General features: G+C 43.0%; 20 protein-coding genes and 2 tRNA genes. 2 read left to right on the top strand and 20 right to left on the bottom strand.

The annotated features are described in order from the left end of the window. Positions 1 to 139 precede the first annotated feature (139 nt). Both P855_RS0100590 and P855_RS0100585 read left to right on the top strand, forming a co-directional pair. A tRNA-Met gene (locus P855_RS0100590) sits at positions 140 to 216 on the top strand. A 37-nt stretch (positions 217 to 253) separates the two neighbouring features. Continuing rightward, positions 254 to 325, top strand: a tRNA-Glu gene (locus tag P855_RS0100585). An 821-nt stretch (positions 326 to 1,146) separates the two neighbouring features. On the opposite strand, the gene P855_RS0100575 is transcribed toward P855_RS0100585, so the two are convergent. The 20 genes from P855_RS0100575 to yabG all read right to left on the bottom strand — a co-directional run bounded on the left by P855_RS0100575 (position 1,147) and on the right by yabG (position 19,284). Beyond that, positions 1,147 to 1,536 carry a S1 domain-containing RNA-binding protein gene (locus P855_RS0100575; protein WP_028781789.1) on the bottom strand — a complete coding sequence of 130 codons (390 nt, stop codon included), beginning with the start codon at positions 1,534 to 1,536 and terminating at the stop codon, positions 1,147 to 1,149. Between the two features lie 73 nt (positions 1,537 to 1,609). Next, positions 1,610 to 1,984: an FtsB family cell division protein gene (locus tag P855_RS0100570; RefSeq protein WP_028781788.1), complete on the bottom strand. Its 375-nt coding sequence runs from the start codon at positions 1,982 to 1,984 to the stop codon at positions 1,610 to 1,612. A 13-nt stretch (positions 1,985 to 1,997) separates the two neighbouring features. Next, positions 1,998 to 2,588 (bottom strand): spore cortex biosynthesis protein YabQ, encoded by a 591-nt coding sequence (gene yabQ, locus P855_RS0100565; RefSeq protein ID WP_028781787.1) that lies wholly within the window; start codon positions 2,586 to 2,588, stop codon positions 1,998 to 2,000. Beyond that, entirely contained in the window at positions 2,585 to 2,887 is a 303-nt protein-coding gene (gene yabP, locus P855_RS0100560) for a sporulation protein YabP (RefSeq protein WP_028781786.1), read from the bottom strand. Before yabP ends, yabQ begins: the two co-directional genes overlap by 4 nt. 128 nt (positions 2,888 to 3,015) lie before the next feature. Then, the gene (locus P855_RS0100555) at positions 3,016 to 3,279 is read right to left on the bottom strand and encodes an RNA-binding S4 domain-containing protein (protein ID WP_028781785.1); all 264 of its coding nucleotides are present in this window, start codon (positions 3,277 to 3,279) and stop codon (positions 3,016 to 3,018) included. A 17-nt stretch (positions 3,280 to 3,296) separates the two neighbouring features. Beyond that, on the bottom strand, positions 3,297 to 4,748 hold the full coding sequence (mazG, locus tag P855_RS0100550; protein WP_028781784.1) for a nucleoside triphosphate pyrophosphohydrolase: 1,452 nt from the start codon (positions 4,746 to 4,748) through the stop codon (positions 3,297 to 3,299). Next, the gene (locus P855_RS0100545) at positions 4,745 to 6,337 is read right to left on the bottom strand and encodes a putative polysaccharide biosynthesis protein (protein ID WP_028781783.1); all 1,593 of its coding nucleotides are present in this window, start codon (positions 6,335 to 6,337) and stop codon (positions 4,745 to 4,747) included. Before P855_RS0100545 ends, mazG begins: the two co-directional genes overlap by 4 nt. A gap of 162 nt (positions 6,338 to 6,499) precedes the next feature. Next, positions 6,500 to 7,036 carry a stage V sporulation protein T gene (gene spoVT / locus P855_RS0100540; RefSeq protein ID WP_028781782.1) on the bottom strand — a complete coding sequence of 179 codons (537 nt, stop codon included), beginning with the start codon at positions 7,034 to 7,036 and terminating at the stop codon, positions 6,500 to 6,502. A 195-nt stretch (positions 7,037 to 7,231) separates the two neighbouring features. Beyond that, positions 7,232 to 10,768 carry a transcription-repair coupling factor gene (gene mfd, locus P855_RS0100535; protein WP_028781781.1) on the bottom strand — a complete coding sequence of 1,179 codons (3,537 nt, stop codon included), beginning with the start codon at positions 10,766 to 10,768 and terminating at the stop codon, positions 7,232 to 7,234. 60 nt (positions 10,769 to 10,828) lie between these two features. Continuing rightward, positions 10,829 to 11,059 carry an anti-sigma-F factor Fin family protein gene (locus tag P855_RS0100530; RefSeq protein WP_028781780.1) on the bottom strand — a complete coding sequence of 77 codons (231 nt, stop codon included), beginning with the start codon at positions 11,057 to 11,059 and terminating at the stop codon, positions 10,829 to 10,831. A 132-nt stretch (positions 11,060 to 11,191) separates the two neighbouring features. Next, complete coding sequence (gene pth, locus P855_RS0100525; RefSeq protein WP_028781779.1) at positions 11,192 to 11,752, bottom strand: aminoacyl-tRNA hydrolase; 561 nt, start codon at positions 11,750 to 11,752, stop codon at positions 11,192 to 11,194. Positions 11,753 to 11,895: 143 nt separating this feature from the next. After that, the gene (locus P855_RS0100520) at positions 11,896 to 12,549 is read right to left on the bottom strand and encodes a 50S ribosomal protein L25/general stress protein Ctc (RefSeq protein WP_028781778.1); all 654 of its coding nucleotides are present in this window, start codon (positions 12,547 to 12,549) and stop codon (positions 11,896 to 11,898) included. 87 nt (positions 12,550 to 12,636) lie between these two features. Further along, positions 12,637 to 13,590 carry a ribose-phosphate diphosphokinase gene (locus P855_RS0100515; protein ID WP_028781777.1) on the bottom strand — a complete coding sequence of 318 codons (954 nt, stop codon included), beginning with the start codon at positions 13,588 to 13,590 and terminating at the stop codon, positions 12,637 to 12,639. Positions 13,591 to 13,605: 15 nt separating this feature from the next. After that, a complete protein-coding gene (gene glmU / locus P855_RS0100510; protein WP_028781776.1) occupies positions 13,606 to 14,985 on the bottom strand; it encodes a bifunctional UDP-N-acetylglucosamine diphosphorylase/glucosamine-1-phosphate N-acetyltransferase GlmU in 1,380 nt (459 codons plus the stop codon). A 210-nt stretch (positions 14,986 to 15,195) separates the two neighbouring features. After that, complete coding sequence (gene spoVG / locus P855_RS0100505; RefSeq protein ID WP_028781775.1) at positions 15,196 to 15,486, bottom strand: septation regulator SpoVG; 291 nt, start codon at positions 15,484 to 15,486, stop codon at positions 15,196 to 15,198. Positions 15,487 to 15,690: 204 nt separating this feature from the next. Further along, positions 15,691 to 16,512, bottom strand: coding sequence for a pur operon repressor (purR, locus tag P855_RS0100500; RefSeq protein WP_028781774.1), 822 nt, complete (start codon positions 16,510 to 16,512; stop codon positions 15,691 to 15,693). A gap of 59 nt (positions 16,513 to 16,571) precedes the next feature. Beyond that, positions 16,572 to 17,438, bottom strand: coding sequence for a 4-(cytidine 5'-diphospho)-2-C-methyl-D-erythritol kinase (gene ispE / locus P855_RS0100495; RefSeq protein WP_028781773.1), 867 nt, complete (start codon positions 17,436 to 17,438; stop codon positions 16,572 to 16,574). A 74-nt stretch (positions 17,439 to 17,512) separates the two neighbouring features. Next, a complete protein-coding gene (locus P855_RS0100490) occupies positions 17,513 to 17,692 on the bottom strand; it encodes a small, acid-soluble spore protein, alpha/beta type (RefSeq protein WP_028781772.1) in 180 nt (59 codons plus the stop codon). A gap of 150 nt (positions 17,693 to 17,842) precedes the next feature. Continuing rightward, complete coding sequence (veg, locus tag P855_RS0100485) at positions 17,843 to 18,106, bottom strand: biofilm formation stimulator Veg (RefSeq protein WP_028781771.1); 264 nt, start codon at positions 18,104 to 18,106, stop codon at positions 17,843 to 17,845. 263 nt (positions 18,107 to 18,369) lie between these two features. Next, on the bottom strand, positions 18,370 to 19,284 hold the full coding sequence (gene yabG, locus P855_RS20175) for a sporulation peptidase YabG (RefSeq protein WP_051353021.1): 915 nt from the start codon (positions 19,282 to 19,284) through the stop codon (positions 18,370 to 18,372). Between the last annotated feature and the right edge of the window lie 49 nt (positions 19,285 to 19,333).

The raw sequence follows: 19,333 nt of genomic DNA, 5'->3' as shown, positions 1-19,333 counted from the left end.
AGACAGGTGTTTAACCCTTTATCCACACGATTTCTATCATTTTCAAAAATTGACAGACTAATTCGAAAATATAAATTCTGTTGACACGTAATCTATCATGTTGTAATATATTGCTTGTGACTTTGAATCATGACTTTATGGCGGTGTAGCTCAGCTGGCGAGAGCGTACGGTTCATACCCGTGAGGTCGGGGGTTCGATCCCCTCCGCCGCTACCATTTTCTCTTTTTATAAAGGTTACATAAACCAAGACAAGGCCCGTTGGTCAAGTGGTTAAGACACCGCCCTTTCACGGCGGTAACACGGGTTCGAATCCCGTACGGGTCATCCAATACATTCTTGTCCTGCTGAGGCAGCTTCTCCGGAAGCTGCCTCAGTTTTTTATATTCATACTCTGTTCCATCTCAGTCTTGAGTCTCCAGTTAAAGCTCCCTTTAAATGAAGACTCAGTTTCGAGATACATTGTTTCCGTTACGATAGTAACGGTTTGGAGGTCCGGGAAATCACTCGCTTTCCATGGGGGTACGGTGAGCTTCCTCGGGCTAAAGCCCTGCGGGATCTCACCATGTACTCTACTCCCATAGGAGTCTCGCAATTTCCCGGCCCTCCTTGCGTTTGTAAGACTAACGGAAACATCGATATGCGGAACCACCATCTTAACAGCTGAAAAGAGCTTATGTCCTGAATCATTGAGCTTTTCATGCAGAAAATGTGGAAGATATCTTCTCACAACGTAGGGTTCGTTCGTCAAAATATGGATAAGGTGGCGGGGAAACGGTGAGACTCCCGTGGGAGAAGGGGCTAGGCGAGACCCCACAGGTCGTGAAACGGCCGAGGAGGCTTGCCAGCCTCCCCCACAGGAAAGCGAATCGATTCCCAGCCACCCTTCCCTCTATCTCGGTAACGAACCCATATTATCTTGAAACTGAGTCTTTCACAATCCGGCCCTTTTGTTGAATAAGGTGCTTGGTTAACAGGGCCATGTTTAACAGTGCAGTTTAAGATTCACGAGGAGGTTTTCAGAAAGCAAGTGGTATTAATCACCACAGGTTATAAAAGAAAAGTATTTTTACAAAGTAAAAACGGGCTGCCTTTTCTGGCAAGCCCGTTTTTTTGCACGTCCATGATATATTTACATAGGCAGCAAGTTAGCCTTTTTTAGCACCTCGACCTCCACGTTTTGATTCCGTATGCTTCTTCAAAGAAGCAAGACGCTCATCACTATCTTTCAGAAAGCGATTCATCTTTTGTTCGAATGATTCTGCCGGCTTCCGATTCTGCGGCTTATTGCGACGTCCGTAATTCTCTTTCGCTTTCTTGATGGAAAGGCCGATCTTTCCGTCTTTCCCGACATTAATGACTTTCACTTCTACTTTGTCGCCTTCGCTTAAATGGTCATTAATATCTTTGACATAGTTGTCGGCAACCTCACTAATATGGACAAGACCTGTCTGCCCATCGGGAAGTTCCACGAATGCTCCAAAATTAGTGATACCAGTTACCTTACCCTGCAGCTTGCTGCCTACTTCGATTGACATAAAAAAAATGCTCCTCCTTAAGTTTTCGATAAATATCCTTCTTTACTATTATATCTAAGCAATGAAAAGTGTGTCAATAAGATGGGTCTTCTTCGGGAAGTTTAAAGATAATTTCGCCTTCTTTAGAAAAGAAATAATTCGTCCGTGCAATTTGGAGAACATATTCTTCATTATTCAATAGCTCAATTTCTTCCTTGAGGTTCTTTTCCTGGTTCTCAAGCGCGATTTTTTGTTCCTGCAGTTCTTCCATGCGCTCCAGCTTTTCATGATAAGTTGCTTGTTGTTTAAAATGATAAGTCAGCATCGATCCCATAATAACAAGGGTCAGGACGGTAAAAAGTGCCAGCCGACGAAACAGACGTTTTTTCTTTCGTTGTTGGCGTGCTACGTATGTATCATACTGTTTCATATAATTCGATTCTAATCGTGTCACTTGTTTTTCGGCCATCTACTCTGCCTCCTTATCGTTTCCATAATTTTGACAAGTTTATTATTCTATTCTTTATTGTAACGTAAAATCCTGCTAACGTGTGTAAGTAATTTTTCATATTTTCAGGAAGAAGCTTCCACAACAAACGAAGTATCAGCCTTACAGGCCACCATAGCACCCGTAACATCAATATGCTACCCGCTAATAAGGTTGATGAAACCCATAATACAATAGCTGAAGCGACATTCCATATTACTATTATCGGCTTTACAATCAAAATTTCAAAGCAACGAAGGAAAAACCGCACCATCGCCATGATCATTCGGATCATCCGCTCAAGGATTCGAGTATAAATACCTTGAAAGAGCGCGCGGTAGGCCGCATATCCACAGAGAACCGAAAGGAAGATATACAGACGCAGCTCCCCATAATTTGCTTGATATAAAAGAAAAAAAAGAATGAATGCCTGTAAAAGCCAAAAGCTGATGACAATGGTATAGTTCATCAGCATCCGTTTTCGATACAGCTTTTCAAATCGTTTTAATGTATCCATGGCGGCACCCAAATAAATCCCCCCTGCAATCATCACTGCCATTGTGAGGAATTGGGTTGTCAACGTCATTTGAACAGCTTGCTAAAGAAACCTTTAGCTTTCTCCGCATGGTGTTCGTCCAGGTATGTCATTTCAAAAACCTTCCCCTTAATGGACACAACTCCCTGGTCGACATCGAGATTCTTCATTTGCAGATTTTCACCCCGGATCACTAAATAACCCATGCTGGTCTGCAATAAAAATTCTTCATTATCAAAGCTGTCTACCTCTTTAACGCCTGTAATCTCTAAGTTTTTTCTATTCATCATCCTGACGTGATGCTCAGCTTGTCCACGCACGTTGTTCGGATTCTTTTCATAATATTCCATGGTTCTGATCCCCCTTCACTTAGTACAACCTATGATAAAAAAAAGGAAATTAGAACTCACGGTATTCTCTGAGGTTTCATATGAAAAGATATCTAAAAATACCACCTCAAATAATGAGGTGGTATAAACTAAGACTGGTGTACAGCTTCTTCTTTTACGATTTCATATAATGTGGTCGCTTCATCTTTTTTAACATTTTCCCGAAGGTCTTTCACCTCAAGCGTCAATACTTTTTGTCCGAACTGAATGACCAATTCATCTCCAACCTGAATGTTCGTGGCAGCTTTAGCCTGGTTGCCATTGACGGTGATCCTTCCCTGGTCAGCCACTTCCTTAGCTAACGTTCGCCGCTTAATCAAACGGGAAATTTTTAAAAACTTATCTAAACGCATTAGGCACAATCTCCTTTTTATCGTTTTTTGGCTTCATTCCACCATTTCTCCAACTCATCCAGCGTCATGTCTTGTAAAGCTGTTCCTTGTTCCGATGCTTTTTGTTCCATATGACGAAAGCGAGCCCGAAACTTTTCATTGGTGCCTTGCAGAGCGCTTTCTGCATTGATTTTATAATGGCGGGCAAGGTTTGCGATAGAAAATAAAAGATCACCAAGCTCTTTTTCCATTTCCCTTGCATCGGCTGCTTGCTGCGCCTCTTTGAATTCCTGCCACTCTTCTTCCACCTTGCTCCACACCGGCCCTGCTTCTTTCCAGTCAAATCCCACCTTCGCTGCCCGCTTTTGGATATCCTCTGCCTGTAACAAGGCGGGGAAGCTGGCAGGCACTTGATCCAATAACGATTCCAACTCGACAGATTTCTCCTGCTTTTTTATTTCATCCCAATTTGTGACCACTTCTTCCGAAGAGTCTACAGCTACATCCCCAAAAACATGCGGGTGTCTGCGGATCATTTTTTCTGTTATCGATAATATTACGTCATCGACTGTGAAAAATCCTTCATCTTCCCCAATTTGGCTATGGAGCATCACCTGCAATAGTACATCGCCAAGCTCTTCCACCATCGCTTCGTCATCGAGTTGATTAACGGCGTCAATGAATTCATATGCTTCTTCAATCAAATACTTGCGTAATGATTCATGGGTTTGCTTTTTATCCCATGGACACCCCTCAGGGCCGCGCAGTTCCCTGATCACTTCACGCAGGCGGAAAAATTGGTGATTCAAAGAATCCTTTGCCACAGGGGGTACATACACACTGGTCAAATTACCGAGCTCAACAGAGCGGTCCAGCTCTTCCAAGGTTAAGGTAATGATTTTCTCGTATGCACTCCCTGCCGCTGTTACAATCGTAACCGGGTGCTCTGGTTTCAAGTCTTCTAACATAGCCAGCTTCACTTCAGAAGCGATCATCGCATCATATACCTGGGAAAAAATGATATGACCTTGATACTGCACCTGGAAACGATCAAATGCGGTTGCATCGATAAATTGCATCCCTTCGATAGGATCGATTCTGAGCGCTGTATACAGATCATCGAGGTAGCTCTGTCCTCCGGCTATTACAACTTTCAACTCTCCCTGCTCCTCTTTTTCAAGCAGCAATTGAACGGTTCGTTCAGCAAGCATAGGGTGGCCAGGAACTGCATAGATGATTGACTGCCCGGATGCAGATTCCATCAACTGCTTTACGATTTGTTCGTAAACCTCCTCGAACTGATCATATGCCTCATATATTTCATCAAAAGATTGAAATGCCACTCCTTCTTTCTGCAGTTCATCAACGACTGGATGATGTTCCGTCCTCAGATAAATCTTGTTCGATTTATCCGTCAATTTCCTGTACATTCCGAGGGGAAGTTGTTCCATATCTCCCGCTCCCAGCCCAATCACTTCAATCGTATTCATTGGTACTTCCTCCTTGAAAACCATTTATCCAGCAGCTCTCCTGATGGAATCTGTTCCAATTCATCCTTTGAAAAAACCCCGAGCCTGATTAATACCATAAAATAAACCATCCCCCCTGCGCCAGCCACTGTCAATGTGAATAGTAATAAAACACCTCGTGATTCAATCGGCAGCCAAAAGCTTTCCAGCATACTTATAAAAAGGAGAAAAGCTGTCATTCCCGCCAGGGCTAAGAAAACTTTTAAAAATGGCAGCTTACGCCAGACAACCGGCCTGAACCTGCGTCGCATCAGCCATATGTTCCAGGCCAGTACTACAACCGCTCCACTCACTGAAGCCCAGGCGGCTCCGTGCAAACCGAAGTAAGGGACAAGCAGCAGGTTCCCGTACCACTTCACTGCTGCTCCTGCCAATATAACCCCTGCAGTCTGATAGACAGCATCCACCCCCTGAAGAACGGAGGATGTAGTAATTGCAATTGAACTGAACAGGATGACTAACATAAGAATTCTCAAATAGGCTTCCCCTTGATTATTTTGATAAAGAAGTTTATTGACGTAAGGAAAAATCATGATCAGTCCCACCGTAGCTCCAGCAGCCAAAAATAAGCTTAGCTTCAATGCTGAATGTAAATGATTATGAAATTTATCCGGCTGCTGCTCAAGACGCTGCTTCGTAATTGTCGGTATTAGGGCCAGAGCAAGTGAAGAACCTAGTACAATTCCGAGCTGAATCAAGGGCTGACCACGATCAAATACCCCTTTCATCACTTTTGCCTCGTGAGGAGTAAATCCATAACTTTCTAATGAAGGAACCAGGGTAAAAGCATCAGCCATTTGAATAAGCAGCAGAAACATATAATTAACACTAATGAATAAACCGTATAGGAAAACTGTTTTGATAAAATATCTATAAGGAAGATCTCTATGTAGGTTACGGCTCCAAAACCGCCTTTTTATCAAAACTGCCCCCAGAAAGATAGCAGCAACAACCGAACCAACGACGGATGCGATAGCTGCTCCTGTACCGATAGCGTAGAAATCAGATTGTTGAAGCAGCAAAACAGCGACTATGATGATAATGCTGACACGGACGAGCTGTTCCAGAACCTGTGATACAGCAGTGGGTTTCATATCACCTGTTCCTTGAAATATACCTCTGAACAATGAAGTGAACGGTAACACAAGGAAAACATAGGCGCTTGCTCTTATGGGAACAGATAAAGCCTGGTCTCCCATTAATTCTGCAATTCTGTATGCTTGTGTAAATAATAGTAAAAATAACAGTACGCTCAACAGAAGTATAATACCAAAAACAGGAAGAATAAAAGAGCGTAGCGATAGCTCACGTTGCTGATCATTGAAATCTGCCACCATTTTGGATACTGCCACCGGAAAGCCGTATAGTGAAAGCATGATTGCTATCCCAAGAAAAGGATAAACTTGTTGATAAATATAAAAGCCCAGATCCCCTGTAATATTTTGGAGTGGAATCCGGTAGCCTGCACTTAATATTTTACTGAATAATCCTGCCAATGTAAGGATGAATGCACCCTTGAAAAACTGCTTGGTTTCTATTTTGTCATTCATGTTGGAACGCCTTTCCATCATTACTTCCATTCATTATAGCACACGAGTATTCCATCCATCACATTTCAAATGCTGCAGAAGCCTAATCCATTTAAAAAGCCGTATGACAGCATTAAAGTCATACAGCTTCTCCCAACACGTATAGAATAAATTCGCAGACTGTTATTCCATTTGACGGGCGAGAAAGCTTGCAGCTGTCTCTACAGACTTCGCTTCCACATCCCCTAATGCCGGCCCTTCTTTTGAATAAATGACCACACAACCGATCGGATCCCCTTGAGCGATGATCGGCCCAACGACATACGACGCCAGCTCTTCTTCACGGCCCTGTACCAACTCTACCTGGCTGTTATTTTTTTCTGTCATCACAGTTCGATTATCAATGGCTTGTTCAATCTTCGGTCCGATGTGTTTATTCAAGTAATCCTTTTTAGAACCTCCGGATACCGCAATAAATTCATCACGGTCACAAATCAGAACCGGCTGCCCTAATGAGTCAAATAAGGCGTCCGCATATTCCTTCGCAAAGTCTCCAAGTTCACTGATCGGTGAATATTTTTTAAGTATGACCTCACCTTCCCGGTCCACGAAGATCTCTAAAGGATCTCCTTCACGAATTCTCAGTGTTCTACGGATTTCTTTAGGGATAACCACTCTTCCGAGATCATCAATGCGACGTACAATTCCTGTTGCTTTCATAGCTGAGAAGCCTCACTTTCCTTGATGATTAGTCTTAATATTTCTGGTGATAGGATACAACAAAAATACAGTTGATGACTTTAGTATGAATCAACAATAAAAACCTATTCACCTAAACAATGGTTTTATGGTAAGAAATAGGCTTGAAATCATAAAAAAGGAGAAGAGCCTCCGCCCTTCTCTCCATTTTTTATATCACGCAGTGGATACTTCCCGTTTCATTCCAGGAAGGCGTTGTAAAAACTCATCTACCACTTCATAACGCCGAACGTACGTCTTTTTATCCCATTGGAACGTGACTTTCAGTTTCTGATCTTCTGTTCCTAATTGAACCATCCGGCCATAACTGTTAGCCAGATCGAATAACTTCGCTCCATCGATTTCCTGACTGGCTTCTGCATCCATCACTAATTCAATTTTACGCTTTGTTTCAGATACAGATTCGATGCTGGCTTGCTTTGCATGCATTTTCATGGAAGAAACAAGGAATAAATTCTCCACCTCCTCGGGATAGTCGCCAAAACGATCTATTACTTCATCCCTCAAGTCGTGGATATCTTCCACGCTTTCAATCGCCTGGAACTGTTTATAAATATCGATTTTTTGTTTTTCATCCGCTATATACGTATCCGGCAGATAAGCATCGATTTGCACATCCAGTTCGACTTGGAATGGCTGAATTTCCTCTGGTTCTTTTCCCTGCCTTTTTGCTTCGATCGCATCCTTCAGCATTTGGGAATACATATCAAAACCGACCGAATCAATGAAACCATGCTGTTGCGCTCCCAGCAGGTTACCCGCTCCCCGGATCGAAAGGTCGCGCATAGCGATTTTGAAACCTGATCCCAGCTCTGTGAATTCCTTGATTGCCTGCAGCCGTTTTTCAGCGACCTCTGTCAGTACTTTGTCCCGTTGATAAGTAAAATAAGCATAGGCGACACGGTTGGAACGACCGACCCGTCCTCTCAATTGATACAACTGGCTGAGACCCATCTTATCTGCGTCATAGACAATCAGTGTATTGACGTTGGGGATATCCACCCCGGTTTCAATGATTGTAGTGCTGACCAGGACATCGTATTCACCTTCCAAAAAGGAGAACATGACATTTTCTAGTGCGGTTTCGTTCATCTGACCATGGGCCGAAGTAACCCTTGCTTCCGGTACGAGTGCCGAAATTTCTTCTGCCATCCGCTCGATATTTTCTACGCGGTTGAAAAGGAAAAACACTTGTCCGCCTCTTGCCATCTCACGCTCGATTGCTTCCCGCATGAATACTGGATTGTATTCGAGCACATAGGTCTGGATCGGAAACCGGTTTTCTGGCGGTGTTTCGATGACCGACAAGTCCCGTACCCCCAGCATCGACATATGCAATGTTCTTGGAATCGGTGTAGCGGTTAACGTCAACACGTCAACATTGGTTTTCAGTTGCTTGATTTTTTCTTTATGCTTAACACCGAAACGCTGTTCTTCATCGACAACCAATAATCCGAGTTCTTTGAATTGAGCATCTTTGGATAACAGCCGGTGGGTACCTATCACCACGTCTACTAACCCTTTTTTCATTTGCTCGGTTGTTTCTTTTTGTTGTTTTTTTGTACGGAAACGACTTAACAAACCGATATTGATAGGAAAATCCTGAAACCGCTCCTGGATGGTTTCATAATGCTGCTGCGCGAGGATAGTGGTAGGCACAAGAATCGCTACCTGCTTTCCTTCCGCCACAGCTTTAAAGGCGGCACGGATAGCTACTTCTGTTTTTCCATAACCGACATCCCCACAAAGCAGCCGATCCATCGGACGGATTTTTTCCATATCTTCTTTGATCTCTTCGATACATTGCAACTGATCCTGCGTTTCCTGATAAGGAAACGATGCTTCAAATTCCCGTTGCATTTCACTATCTTCCTGGAAGGCATGACCCTTCGAAGCTTCCCGTTCGGCATACAACTTGATTAAATCATCGGCTATATCCTCGACGGAGGATTGTACTTTTCGTTTCACTTTTCCCCATTCGCTGCCGCCAAGTTTATAGACCTTAGGTTCTTTGCCTTCAGAACCGACGTATTTCTGGATTAAATCTATCTGCTCGATTGGTACAAACAGTTTGTCATTTCCAGAATATTTGACGAGCAGAAAGTCTTTATGCACCCCATTCATCGTCAGCGTCTCTACGCCAAGATACTTTCCGATTCCGTGATTAGCATGAACGACATAATCGCCGACCTTTAATTCTTGATAATTCTTGATGCGTTCAGCATTGGACAACTTTTGTTTCCTTTTCGGTTTCGATGTTTTCTTTTTGAACATCTCATTTTCTGTAATGACAGCAAGTCTATGCAACGGCAATTCGAAACCGCTGCTGATATTCCCTGTTACAATCGTCGGCTTGGAAACAGGGAGGGTGACATCCTGCTTACTGATCGCTGCTTCCATTCCATAGTCATCAAGTACAGCTTGCACCTTTTCCGCCCGCTCGTCATTAGGTGCAAGGATCAACACAGAAAAATTCTGCTTTTCCCATCGTTCCATTTCATTTTTCAATAAATTCATCTGGCCATGGAACTGCTGCATCTGACGGCAGGAAATATTCACGACATTTTCCGGCTGTGTGTTGGGAATATGCCTTAAAAACACCGACAAATATAGCCGTGGATGTTTGATATTGGACCATACGTCATGCCAATCATAAGAGATAGAAAGGTCCCGTACCATCTGATTGGCTTCCAAAAGACTTTGATACCATTCCGCCTCTTCCTGGTCCAGTCGCTGGGCAGTCTCCTGAATTCGGCTCATTTCATCCACTACTACAAGGCCATCTTCCGGCAAGTAATCTATTAAATTAGCGGGCTCTTCATAGTAGAAATTTATATATTTATACATTTCCTGAAAACGCTCTTGCTGATTAAGCCGCTCCAGATCATGTTCAATTACTTCCGTCAGCCGTGTCTTAGCTTCCGATTTAGTAAGTTTTTTCAGAGAATGACTTAAGGCCTCTCCTAAGCGATGAGAGGCTCGTGTGAAATCTTCTTCTGTAATTAAAAGTTCTGTTGCAGGAGCGATAGTGATCTGTTCCAGCTTTTCCTGGGAACGTTGGGTTTCCGAATCAAAGGTTCGAATGGAATCTACTTCTGTATCGAACAATTCAATTCGATAAGGGAATTCTGCAGTCAGTGGATAAATATCCATGATTCCCCCACGAATGCTGAACTCACCAGGGGAAGCTACCATTCCCGTGCGTTCATAGCCCATTTCTACTAACCGGGTTAAATAATTCTGGACGTCTATTTCCTCCCCAACTTCAAAGGAAAGACGGTATCGTTCCCAATAGGGCTTAGGAGGAAGGATCCGCTTTAATGCAGCAATAGGTGTAATCAAGATACCTGAGCTCTGGTTCATCCAATTGTTCAATGCCTCGATCCGCTGGCTCTTTAACTCTGGGCTTGCAATGGCAATTTCCGAAGCGATCAGTTCATTGACCGGGTATAAATGGACCTTATCAGCCTCAGCTATCTCCTGTAAATCTTCATACAATTGTTGTGCCTGGACCAATTGATGGGTAACAAGCAGAATTGGACGTTCTAACGACTCGTTTACAATGGAGACGAGCGCACTGCGGGCAGATCCCGATAAACCTGATACCATTTGTTCTTGCATCCCGGAAGTAAATCCGGAAGCTATGGAATGGATATCATCTTGGCCATGCAAATATTCCTTTAATCCTTGCATAAACGATTCCTCCACAATCATCGTTCTCACCCATCAAAGACCTTTTTTGATCCCGACGGTTTATTGAATGAAAAAGTCTAGTTCATGATATTGGGGATTTTGATCAAGTGCCTCCTGGCAATCATCGCAAATCGTTTTTATGCGTAGGTCCCCATTGTGTTGGAACTCGATCATTTCTTCTCGCTCTTGTTCCGTCAACTTGCCTAGACCAAGCATATTCTCATCTGCTATTTCCTGTTCTAATTTCCCCACAGTATTATTACAATGACGGCAAACATATATGATCGACATCACACAACCCTCCTAATTAGAGCAATTGTGCTTAGTTTGACCGTCTACCGTACGATTTATACGATTCATACAGTTTATGATCAGACGATTTAAGACATACCAATCGATCACCTTCCGTAAGGAAACAGGTGATTATTGGTTGAAATCATTCATCACTTCCTGAAACGGGCGATCGAGCCATGCTTCACATGCCTTCGCAGCTTTATCAATGCTTGCCTGTACTGGCTCTTGCTGAGCTTTATCAAAAGTACCAAGTACATAATCAATAACCGACATAGGCACATCAGGGCGCCCGATTCCTACACGGATTCGCTTGAATGACTTATCGTGGAAATGTTCGATGATATTCCGTATACCGTTATGCCCCCCATGCCCACCTTTCTGGCGCAGACGGATTTTTCCAGGAGGCAAGTCCAAGTCATCATAAATAACAAGAAAGTCATCAATATCAAAATCGTAATAATCTGCAAAAGCCCGGACCGCTTCACCGGAAAGATTCATATAAGTTTGAGGTTTAAGAAGCAAAACCTTTTCCCCATTGATATGTTCTATTGTATAAAGGGTTTTGAATTTCTCCTGCTTCAATTCCCAATGGTTTTCAGCAGCCAAATGATCGATGACCATGAAGCCTATATTATGTCTCGTTTTCTCATATTTTTTACCAGGGTTTCCTAAACCCACGATACACTTCATCTTTTCAACTTCCTTTTACACATAAGGTCTTATAATACATTATAGCAGATTTAAAATCGCAACCGCTTTGATGTGACGGTTGTGCAGACTAAAATAAAAGGGACGCAACACAATGTCACGCCCCCTGTATACTTTCCGAAGATTTACTCTTTATCGTTTTCTTCTTCGGATTCTTCACTTTCATTATCGGCTCCAACCAACTCAGGTTCTGCCTCTGCGTCATCAGTTTCTGGTTCTTCCGGCATTTCTTCCGGCGGAGTGACAGAAACGATCGTTTGATTTTCATCATCAAGGATTTCGTAGTTACGGCCCTGCTTCAAGTCGCTGACCATGATACTGTCTCCGACTTGCAGTTCAGATACATCGACTGTAATCTCTTCTGGAATATTGTTTGGCTTCGCACGGACCTGCAGGTGGTAAAGAGGCTGCTGTAGTACTCCGCCTTCTTTTGAACCAATTGCTTCTCCGTCCAGGCGTACTGGCACTTCGACGTCCATTTCCTGAGCCATGTCGACAATATAGAAGTCTGCATGAATAAGCTCGTCCTTAAGCGGATCGATCTGATATTCATGAAGCATGACATCTACTGTTTTATTACCTTCTACATCCAGGGAAATGATTGCGTTTCTTCCCTCGTCACGTACTGTTTTCAATAGTTCGATGCTATTGACAGATACAGTGATCGGTTCCTTATCTTTACCATATACAACAGCAGGTACATTGCCTTCCTGGCGTAATTCCCTGCTCGTTGATTGTTTCAAATCTGTTCTTTGATTTGCTTTTAATTGAATTCCCAAGTTAATCACCCTCCATTGAAATAAAAACCATCTATTTAGTAATGTTTCCCTTTCGCTGTCTGAGCTAAACCTGTTTTTCTATTAAAATCAGTCGAACAAAATACTAATGGATTTGAATTCATGCACACGGATGATCGCTTCACTGATCAATGGTGCAATGGATAGTTCTGTTACTTTATCAATTTTCTTGTCTTCACCAAGTGGAATCGTATTGGTGACAACCAGCTCTTTTATCTTAGAGTTTTCGATCCGCTCAATAGCAGGACCGGAGAGTACCGGGTGGGTACAGCAGGCATAGACATCTTTGGCGCCATTTTCTACTAAAGCATTGGCAGCAAGCGTGATCGTACCTGCAGTGTCAATGATATCATCAATCAGAATAGCCGTTTTCCCTTCAATATTACCAACGATATTCATCACTTCAGATACGTTTGGACGCGGCCTGCGTTTATCTATGATAGCAATCGGCGCTTTCAATATATCCGCCATCTTTCTTGCACGGGTAACGCCTCCGTGATCCGGGGAAACGACAACAACATCATCAAAATTTTTCTCTTCGAAATACTCAGATAGAATCGGGACTCCAACAAGATGATCAATTGGAATATCGAAAAATCCCTGGATTTGCGGCGCATGCAAATCAAGCATTAATACACGTGTCGCCCCTGCAGTTTGCAGCAGGTTCGCTACAAGCTTAGCAGTGATCGGTTCACGAGAACGGGCTTTACGATCCTGCCGTGCATACCCATAGTAAGGCATCACGATATTAATTGTTCTTGCAGACGCCCGCTTCAATGCGTCAATCATGATAAGAAGTTCCATGATATGCTGGTTTACTGGAGCACAGGTGGATTGTACGACATAGACGTCACAGCCCCGGATGCTCTCTTCAATATTAATTTGAATTTCCCCGTCACTGAAAGTCGTTACAGAGCATTTTCCCAGTTCCGTACCAATATTTTCCGCAATTTCCTGCGCTAATGAAGGATTGGAATTTAATGAAAATACCTTCAAGGATGGATCCTTATAACCAGTTGCCATTTGAAATACCCTCCGTTAACCTTTTTTTGAATTTTTCATTTTTGAAGCGTAGCCTTCTTTGTTCGTTTGACGCGAGCGTGCAATCGAAAGTGCTTCTGCCGGCACATCTTCATTGATGGTGGATCCTGCAGCTACATAAGCTCCTTTACCCACCGTTACAGGAGCAATCAAGTTCGAATTGCACCCCACAAACGCATCATCTTCAATCGTGGTCAGATGCTTATTAGCGCCATCATAGTTGACTGTAATTGTTCCACAACCGATATTCACTCCGCTGCCTACCTCCGCATCACCGATATAACTCAAATGGGAAGCTTTACTCTTATTACCAAAAGCAGCCTTTTTCACTTCTACAAAATTACCGATCTTTACTTCGTCACCTAAATCAGACTGCGGACGAATATGTGCAAAAGGACCAATTTGGACACGATTCCCGATGTTACTGTCGGCAGCTACGCTTTGTCTAATGACTGTACCAGCGCCTATACGGCAGTTTTCTATTGTAGTGTGCGGCCCGATAATGGCATCATCTTCAACCACTGTGTGCCCATCGATTACTGATCCGGGATATATGATAACATCCTGGCCAATCTTTACATCCGGGCCAATGTAAGTATTATCTACGTCAACCAAAGTAACCCCGTTCCGCATATGGTGCTCATTGATGCGCTGCTTCATCGTTTTTTCAGCCTGAGCGAGTGCAACACGATCATTGACTCCCAGCGTTTCTGAAAAATCATCCGTTTGGTAAGCGCTGATTTTTTCTTGTTTATCTTTCAGGATTTCAATGACATCCGGCAAGTAGTATTCCCCTTGAACATTGTCATTCGACACATTTTGTAAGGCGTCAAATAACGCCCGGTTATCAAAACAATAAGTGCCTGTATTGATTTCCTTAATTTCTCTTTCTTCATTATTGGCATCTTTATGTTCGACAATTCGCTCGACTTCTCCTGTTGCTCCGCGAATGACACGGCCATATCCTGTCGGGTCATCAGCATGAGCGGTCAGAACTGTTGCCAGCGCTCCTTCTTGATCATGATGATCAATCAACGCCTGTAATGTCTCCCCTGTCAATAACGGCGTATCCCCACAAACAACCAGCGTCGTGCCTTCTTTGTCTGCCAGAATATCTTCAGCCTGGAGAACCGCATGTCCTGTTCCTAGCTGCTCCTCCTGGATGACATAGTGGCTGTCTTCGCCTAACTGATCCTGAACTTTCTCAGCTCCGAAACCTACCACTGTAATCAATTCACTTAAATCCACTTTGTTCAATTGATCTACAACATGCTGTACCATTGGTTTGCCGCATACAGGATGCAAAACTTTGTAAAGTTTAGACTTCATCCTTGTACCCTGACCAGCCGCAAGCACAACGGCATATCTATTCCCCATGAAGTAACCCTCCATCCTATTTATCCATAAAAATCATATCTTAAAACCATTGTTATTTCAACAATACCCTACGCGAAATGACAATAATTATAAATAGGAAGGGTTTCCAAAAAAAGACATGATGAAACCCGGTGAAAACCGGGTATAAGAAAACAAAATAAAGAAGCCTAACTCCTGTGAAGTTAGACCCCCTGTTGTCACGATATTCACTTACGAAGCGCCGGCTTCTTCATACTCTACTTCTGCTTCACCAGCACGGTGGTATTCTTCAAGTACAGCGTCTTGAATTTTTCCACGGGTGTTCGAGTTAATCGGATGAGCAATATCACGAAACTCCCCATCAGGCGTGCGCTTACTTGGCATAGCTACAAATAGACCATTGTTGCCATCAATGACACGGATATCATGTACGACAAACTCCTGGTCTAAAGTAATAGAAGCAATTGCTCGCATTCTTCCTTCAGTATTCACGCGTCGCAGTCTAACGTCAGTTACTTCCATTAAAATTCACCACCTTTTTCCTATAAGAACTTATTAGATAAATTCCACAAAACGGCAAAAATTCCTTCTTTATTTAATAAAAAAATTTCACCTTTTCTAAATTTAAAAGAAATTAATAACACTTCTTTATTAAAAAACGGAATCCTGACTGTTGGTATAACAGGGATTCCGCTTTTTACATATTATATCGGTCAATAAATTTTATCATGTGATTTTATCTAGTAAATTTCCATTTGTAACTTTAATTTGTTTATTTCGATCATCGACATTGATGATTTGGACAAGTGATAAATAATCATGGACGACACGTTCTTCCTCTTCGTCTTCTGCCTCTGCCAAAACAGCTATCCCGGCGGTTATAGCATTGAATTCCTCAAGCAGATTTTTCATGCCGGCAATCGTGCCTCCGGCTTTCATAAAATCATCAATGATCAGTACACGTGAATTTTCCTGCAGACTCCGTTTCGTCAATACCATGGTCTGGATTTTTCTGGTGGACCCAGAAACATAATTGATGCTTACCGTCGAGCCTTCTGTGACTTTAGGGTCCCTGCGGGCGATCACTACAGGAACATTGAGATAAGAGGCCACAGCATAAGCGAGTGGTATCCCTTTTGTAGCTACCGTCATCACTACATCCACTTCTTTATCAGCAAAAGCAGATGCAAACAACCGTCCAATATTCCTTACTGTTTGTGGTTCCCCAAGTAAATCACTCATAAACAAGTAACCGCCTGGCAGCAGACGTTCCGGATCTTCCAATCGATTGCACAACTGCTTCACAAAGGATTCACTATATTCCTTTGAAAATTGCGGGATATATTTAACGCCCCCGGCAGCCCCGGATACTGTCTGCAAGTATCCAATGCTCTCTTTTTGGAACATCTGATTAATAATGCCTAAATCTTCGCTGATGGAAGACTTGGCAGCCTGATACGTTTCTGAAAAGAATGGTAAAGAAACTAACTCTCTAGGATGATCTAATAAATAGTGGGTCATGGCTACAAGACGTTCGCTTCTTTTCATAAGCACACCTCTAAATCCGAATGTTATCATCTAATAATATCAGATTCATACGGTTTTAATCAAGTGTTTGGACGATAGCCCAACATTCTGACTAAATAAACTTCATCACAAAAACCCTTCAGACTATTAAAGATGCGATGAGCTCTCGTTTCCTGACGTGCGAGTGAAAACACAGTCGGACCGCTTCCGCTCATTAATACAGCATCCGCTCCAGCCTGTGCCATTTGTTCTTTAATCTGACGTACTTCCGGGTGAAGCTCTAATGTTACTGATTCAAGTACATTACCGACGTTATCGCATAACCGACGAAAATCCTGCTGTTCAAGTGCTTCAATCATCTGCTCTGTATCGGGGTGGACAGCTTTTTCTCCATTATATTTCTTATACACGGTGGCAGTGGAAACACCAATTTCCGGTTTAGCAAGGACTACCCAGCAAGAAGGCGGGGCAGGTAATTCCCTGATTTGTTCACCACGGCCTGTCGCGATGGCTGTTCCGCCATAGACACAAAAAGATACGTCGGAACCGATCGAACTGCCTAAAACAGCTAACTCCTCCAGGTCCAGCCCCAGTCCCCACAGGCGGTTAACACCACGTAAAACAGCTGCGGCATCACTGCTGCCTCCTGCAAGGCCAGCAGCTACCGGAATATTCTTATCAATAAAAATCCTTACTCCAGCCTTCAGATTATATGTATCCTTTACTAATTTAGCGGCTCTGTATGCCAGGTTGCGGTCATCATTAGGGACAAACCGGCTTTCCGACTCAATGATGATGCGATCTTCCTCTAACAACTGCAGTGTTAGCCGATCCGCTAAGTCGATCGTCGTCATCACCATTTCCACTTCATGGTAGCCATCATCCCTTTTATATAGAACGTCCAGAGAGAGATTTATTTTAGCTGGGGCTTTTTCATACACATACATTGCTACACCTACTTTTTCTCATCATTACTATATGAGATTGTACCACAATTCATTTCAAAAAAGGGAGGGGTCTGTCAGGACCGCTCCCTTATCATTTGTTCCTGAGCCTTTTGGATGGCGTGTTTCACCATGTTCCCGGCATCCCGGGTCGTGATGCCACCCCAGCCTTCTTTCTGTACTTTGTCGTAAAAGCCAAGTTCCTTCGCTATCTCTTCCTTCAAGCCATCGGACATAATCCCTCTTCGTCTGCTCACCTGGTGCAGCCCCTTTCGAAAAAGCTTTAATACGACATTTATAGCATATGATTTTGCACGATACTCATTCAGGGACTATTGGGTAAAAAAAACAAATATTGCCTACCTACTCATTATTTTCGGGCATGAAAAAAGAACAGTAAACAAAGTTCACTGTTCTCCGATAGCCAGTTTGCTTATCTCGTCGAAGCTTAATTCAACCGTTTCTGTAAGTACATCTGCATAGCTATAAGATACTCGTTCAAAAGCATTTTCCTCTTGGTCAAGCTCGACAATGAATACCGAAGGATACGTTTCCGCCAGTATGCCGGAACGCTGGATCGTTTTTCTACGACCACCATTTGCTGTCAAAGTCAATCGCTTACCAATTTGGCCTTCAAGGGATTCTTTTATTTCGAATAACGTTTTAGCCACTACACTCCACCTCACTGTATATAAATATAACACAAGCCATCGGTTTTGTCAAATAAAATCTTATATTATACCAGTATGACAAAATTGATGTCAACAAAATAATCGCTTATGTCATGATATATTTATTATTCCTGAAAAAGGAAATTATATGTATAAAAAATAAAAACGCTTGCTGTCTCAAAATAATCGCCAGGCCGTAAACGGTGACCAAAGGGTTCCTGTAAACGAACGTTTAAGGCAGCAACATTTCGAGACAGTGCGTTTTATGTTTCCGATTTCGTTTCCGATCCCACTTCCGATGCTTTTTCTTCCTCTTCAAGCATCTCTAAAGACCGGTACGGCATACCTACACGAAGCAATCCCCGCGTTTCTACACCGCCCAGCCCTTCTTCCCCAGTCAGCGTATTCCGTAACACTTCCCGGACATTGACTTTATCCATAAAAGAGGTGTAAGCAATACGTGCCACGATATACACAGGATCTAACGCATGAATATTTATCCTTTTCGGGGAACTGGCATAGTTTGCACCGGCCTTAATCAAGGATTCAAAATGAGACTGGCAGGCTCCAGCGAATACCACCATTTGATCGAGATGGGAGGTTTTACTTCTTATTTCCCGCACCGTATCTACAAAGTATTGGGAATGCCGGTAAGCACGTATGTCACGAACCGTACCCTTATTTTTAGAAAAAGAGTCATGGCCGGTAATTACTACAATATCCGGCTGTATTTTTTGTAATAAAGCCCCAATCTGCAACGGCATTTCCTTTTCATCCATATGGGTGCCGTGGACCTGAAGGCCAAGCTGCTGATAAAGCTGGATGCATTTCTTTAAAAAAAGCTGGTCGCCATCAACATGCAAGACACGAGGGGATATTTGAAAATAGTTATTTTCATACTGGTAGCCATTGGTTGATTCATGATCCCTTTTTTCCTTAAGAAGCTGATAATCCTGGCGAAACAATCGATAGGAATAATCCTCCTGGACCTTCACCTTCTTTTTGTGCTGCCGATATTCTTCTCCTGTCACTTTTTTCAAGTCAGCAAGCGGCGCATCCGCTTCAAGACGGAAATCTTCCCCAAACAGGAGAACACGGTCTCTGCTGACAGACTGGACGCGAAATAAGAGATCATGGTTATAGGAACTACGTGTAACTAAGTCTCCTTTGACAATCATGTTGCCACCACCTCACACATATCACTAACATAGCCTATGTGAAAGGCGG

Source organism: Thalassobacillus devorans MSP14, from assembly GCF_000496835.1.
Taxonomy (GTDB): domain Bacteria; phylum Bacillota; class Bacilli; order Bacillales; family Halobacillaceae; genus Thalassobacillus; species Thalassobacillus devorans_B.
Note: the sequence above shows the minus strand (reverse complement) of the source record. Positions and strands in the feature narration are given on the sequence as shown.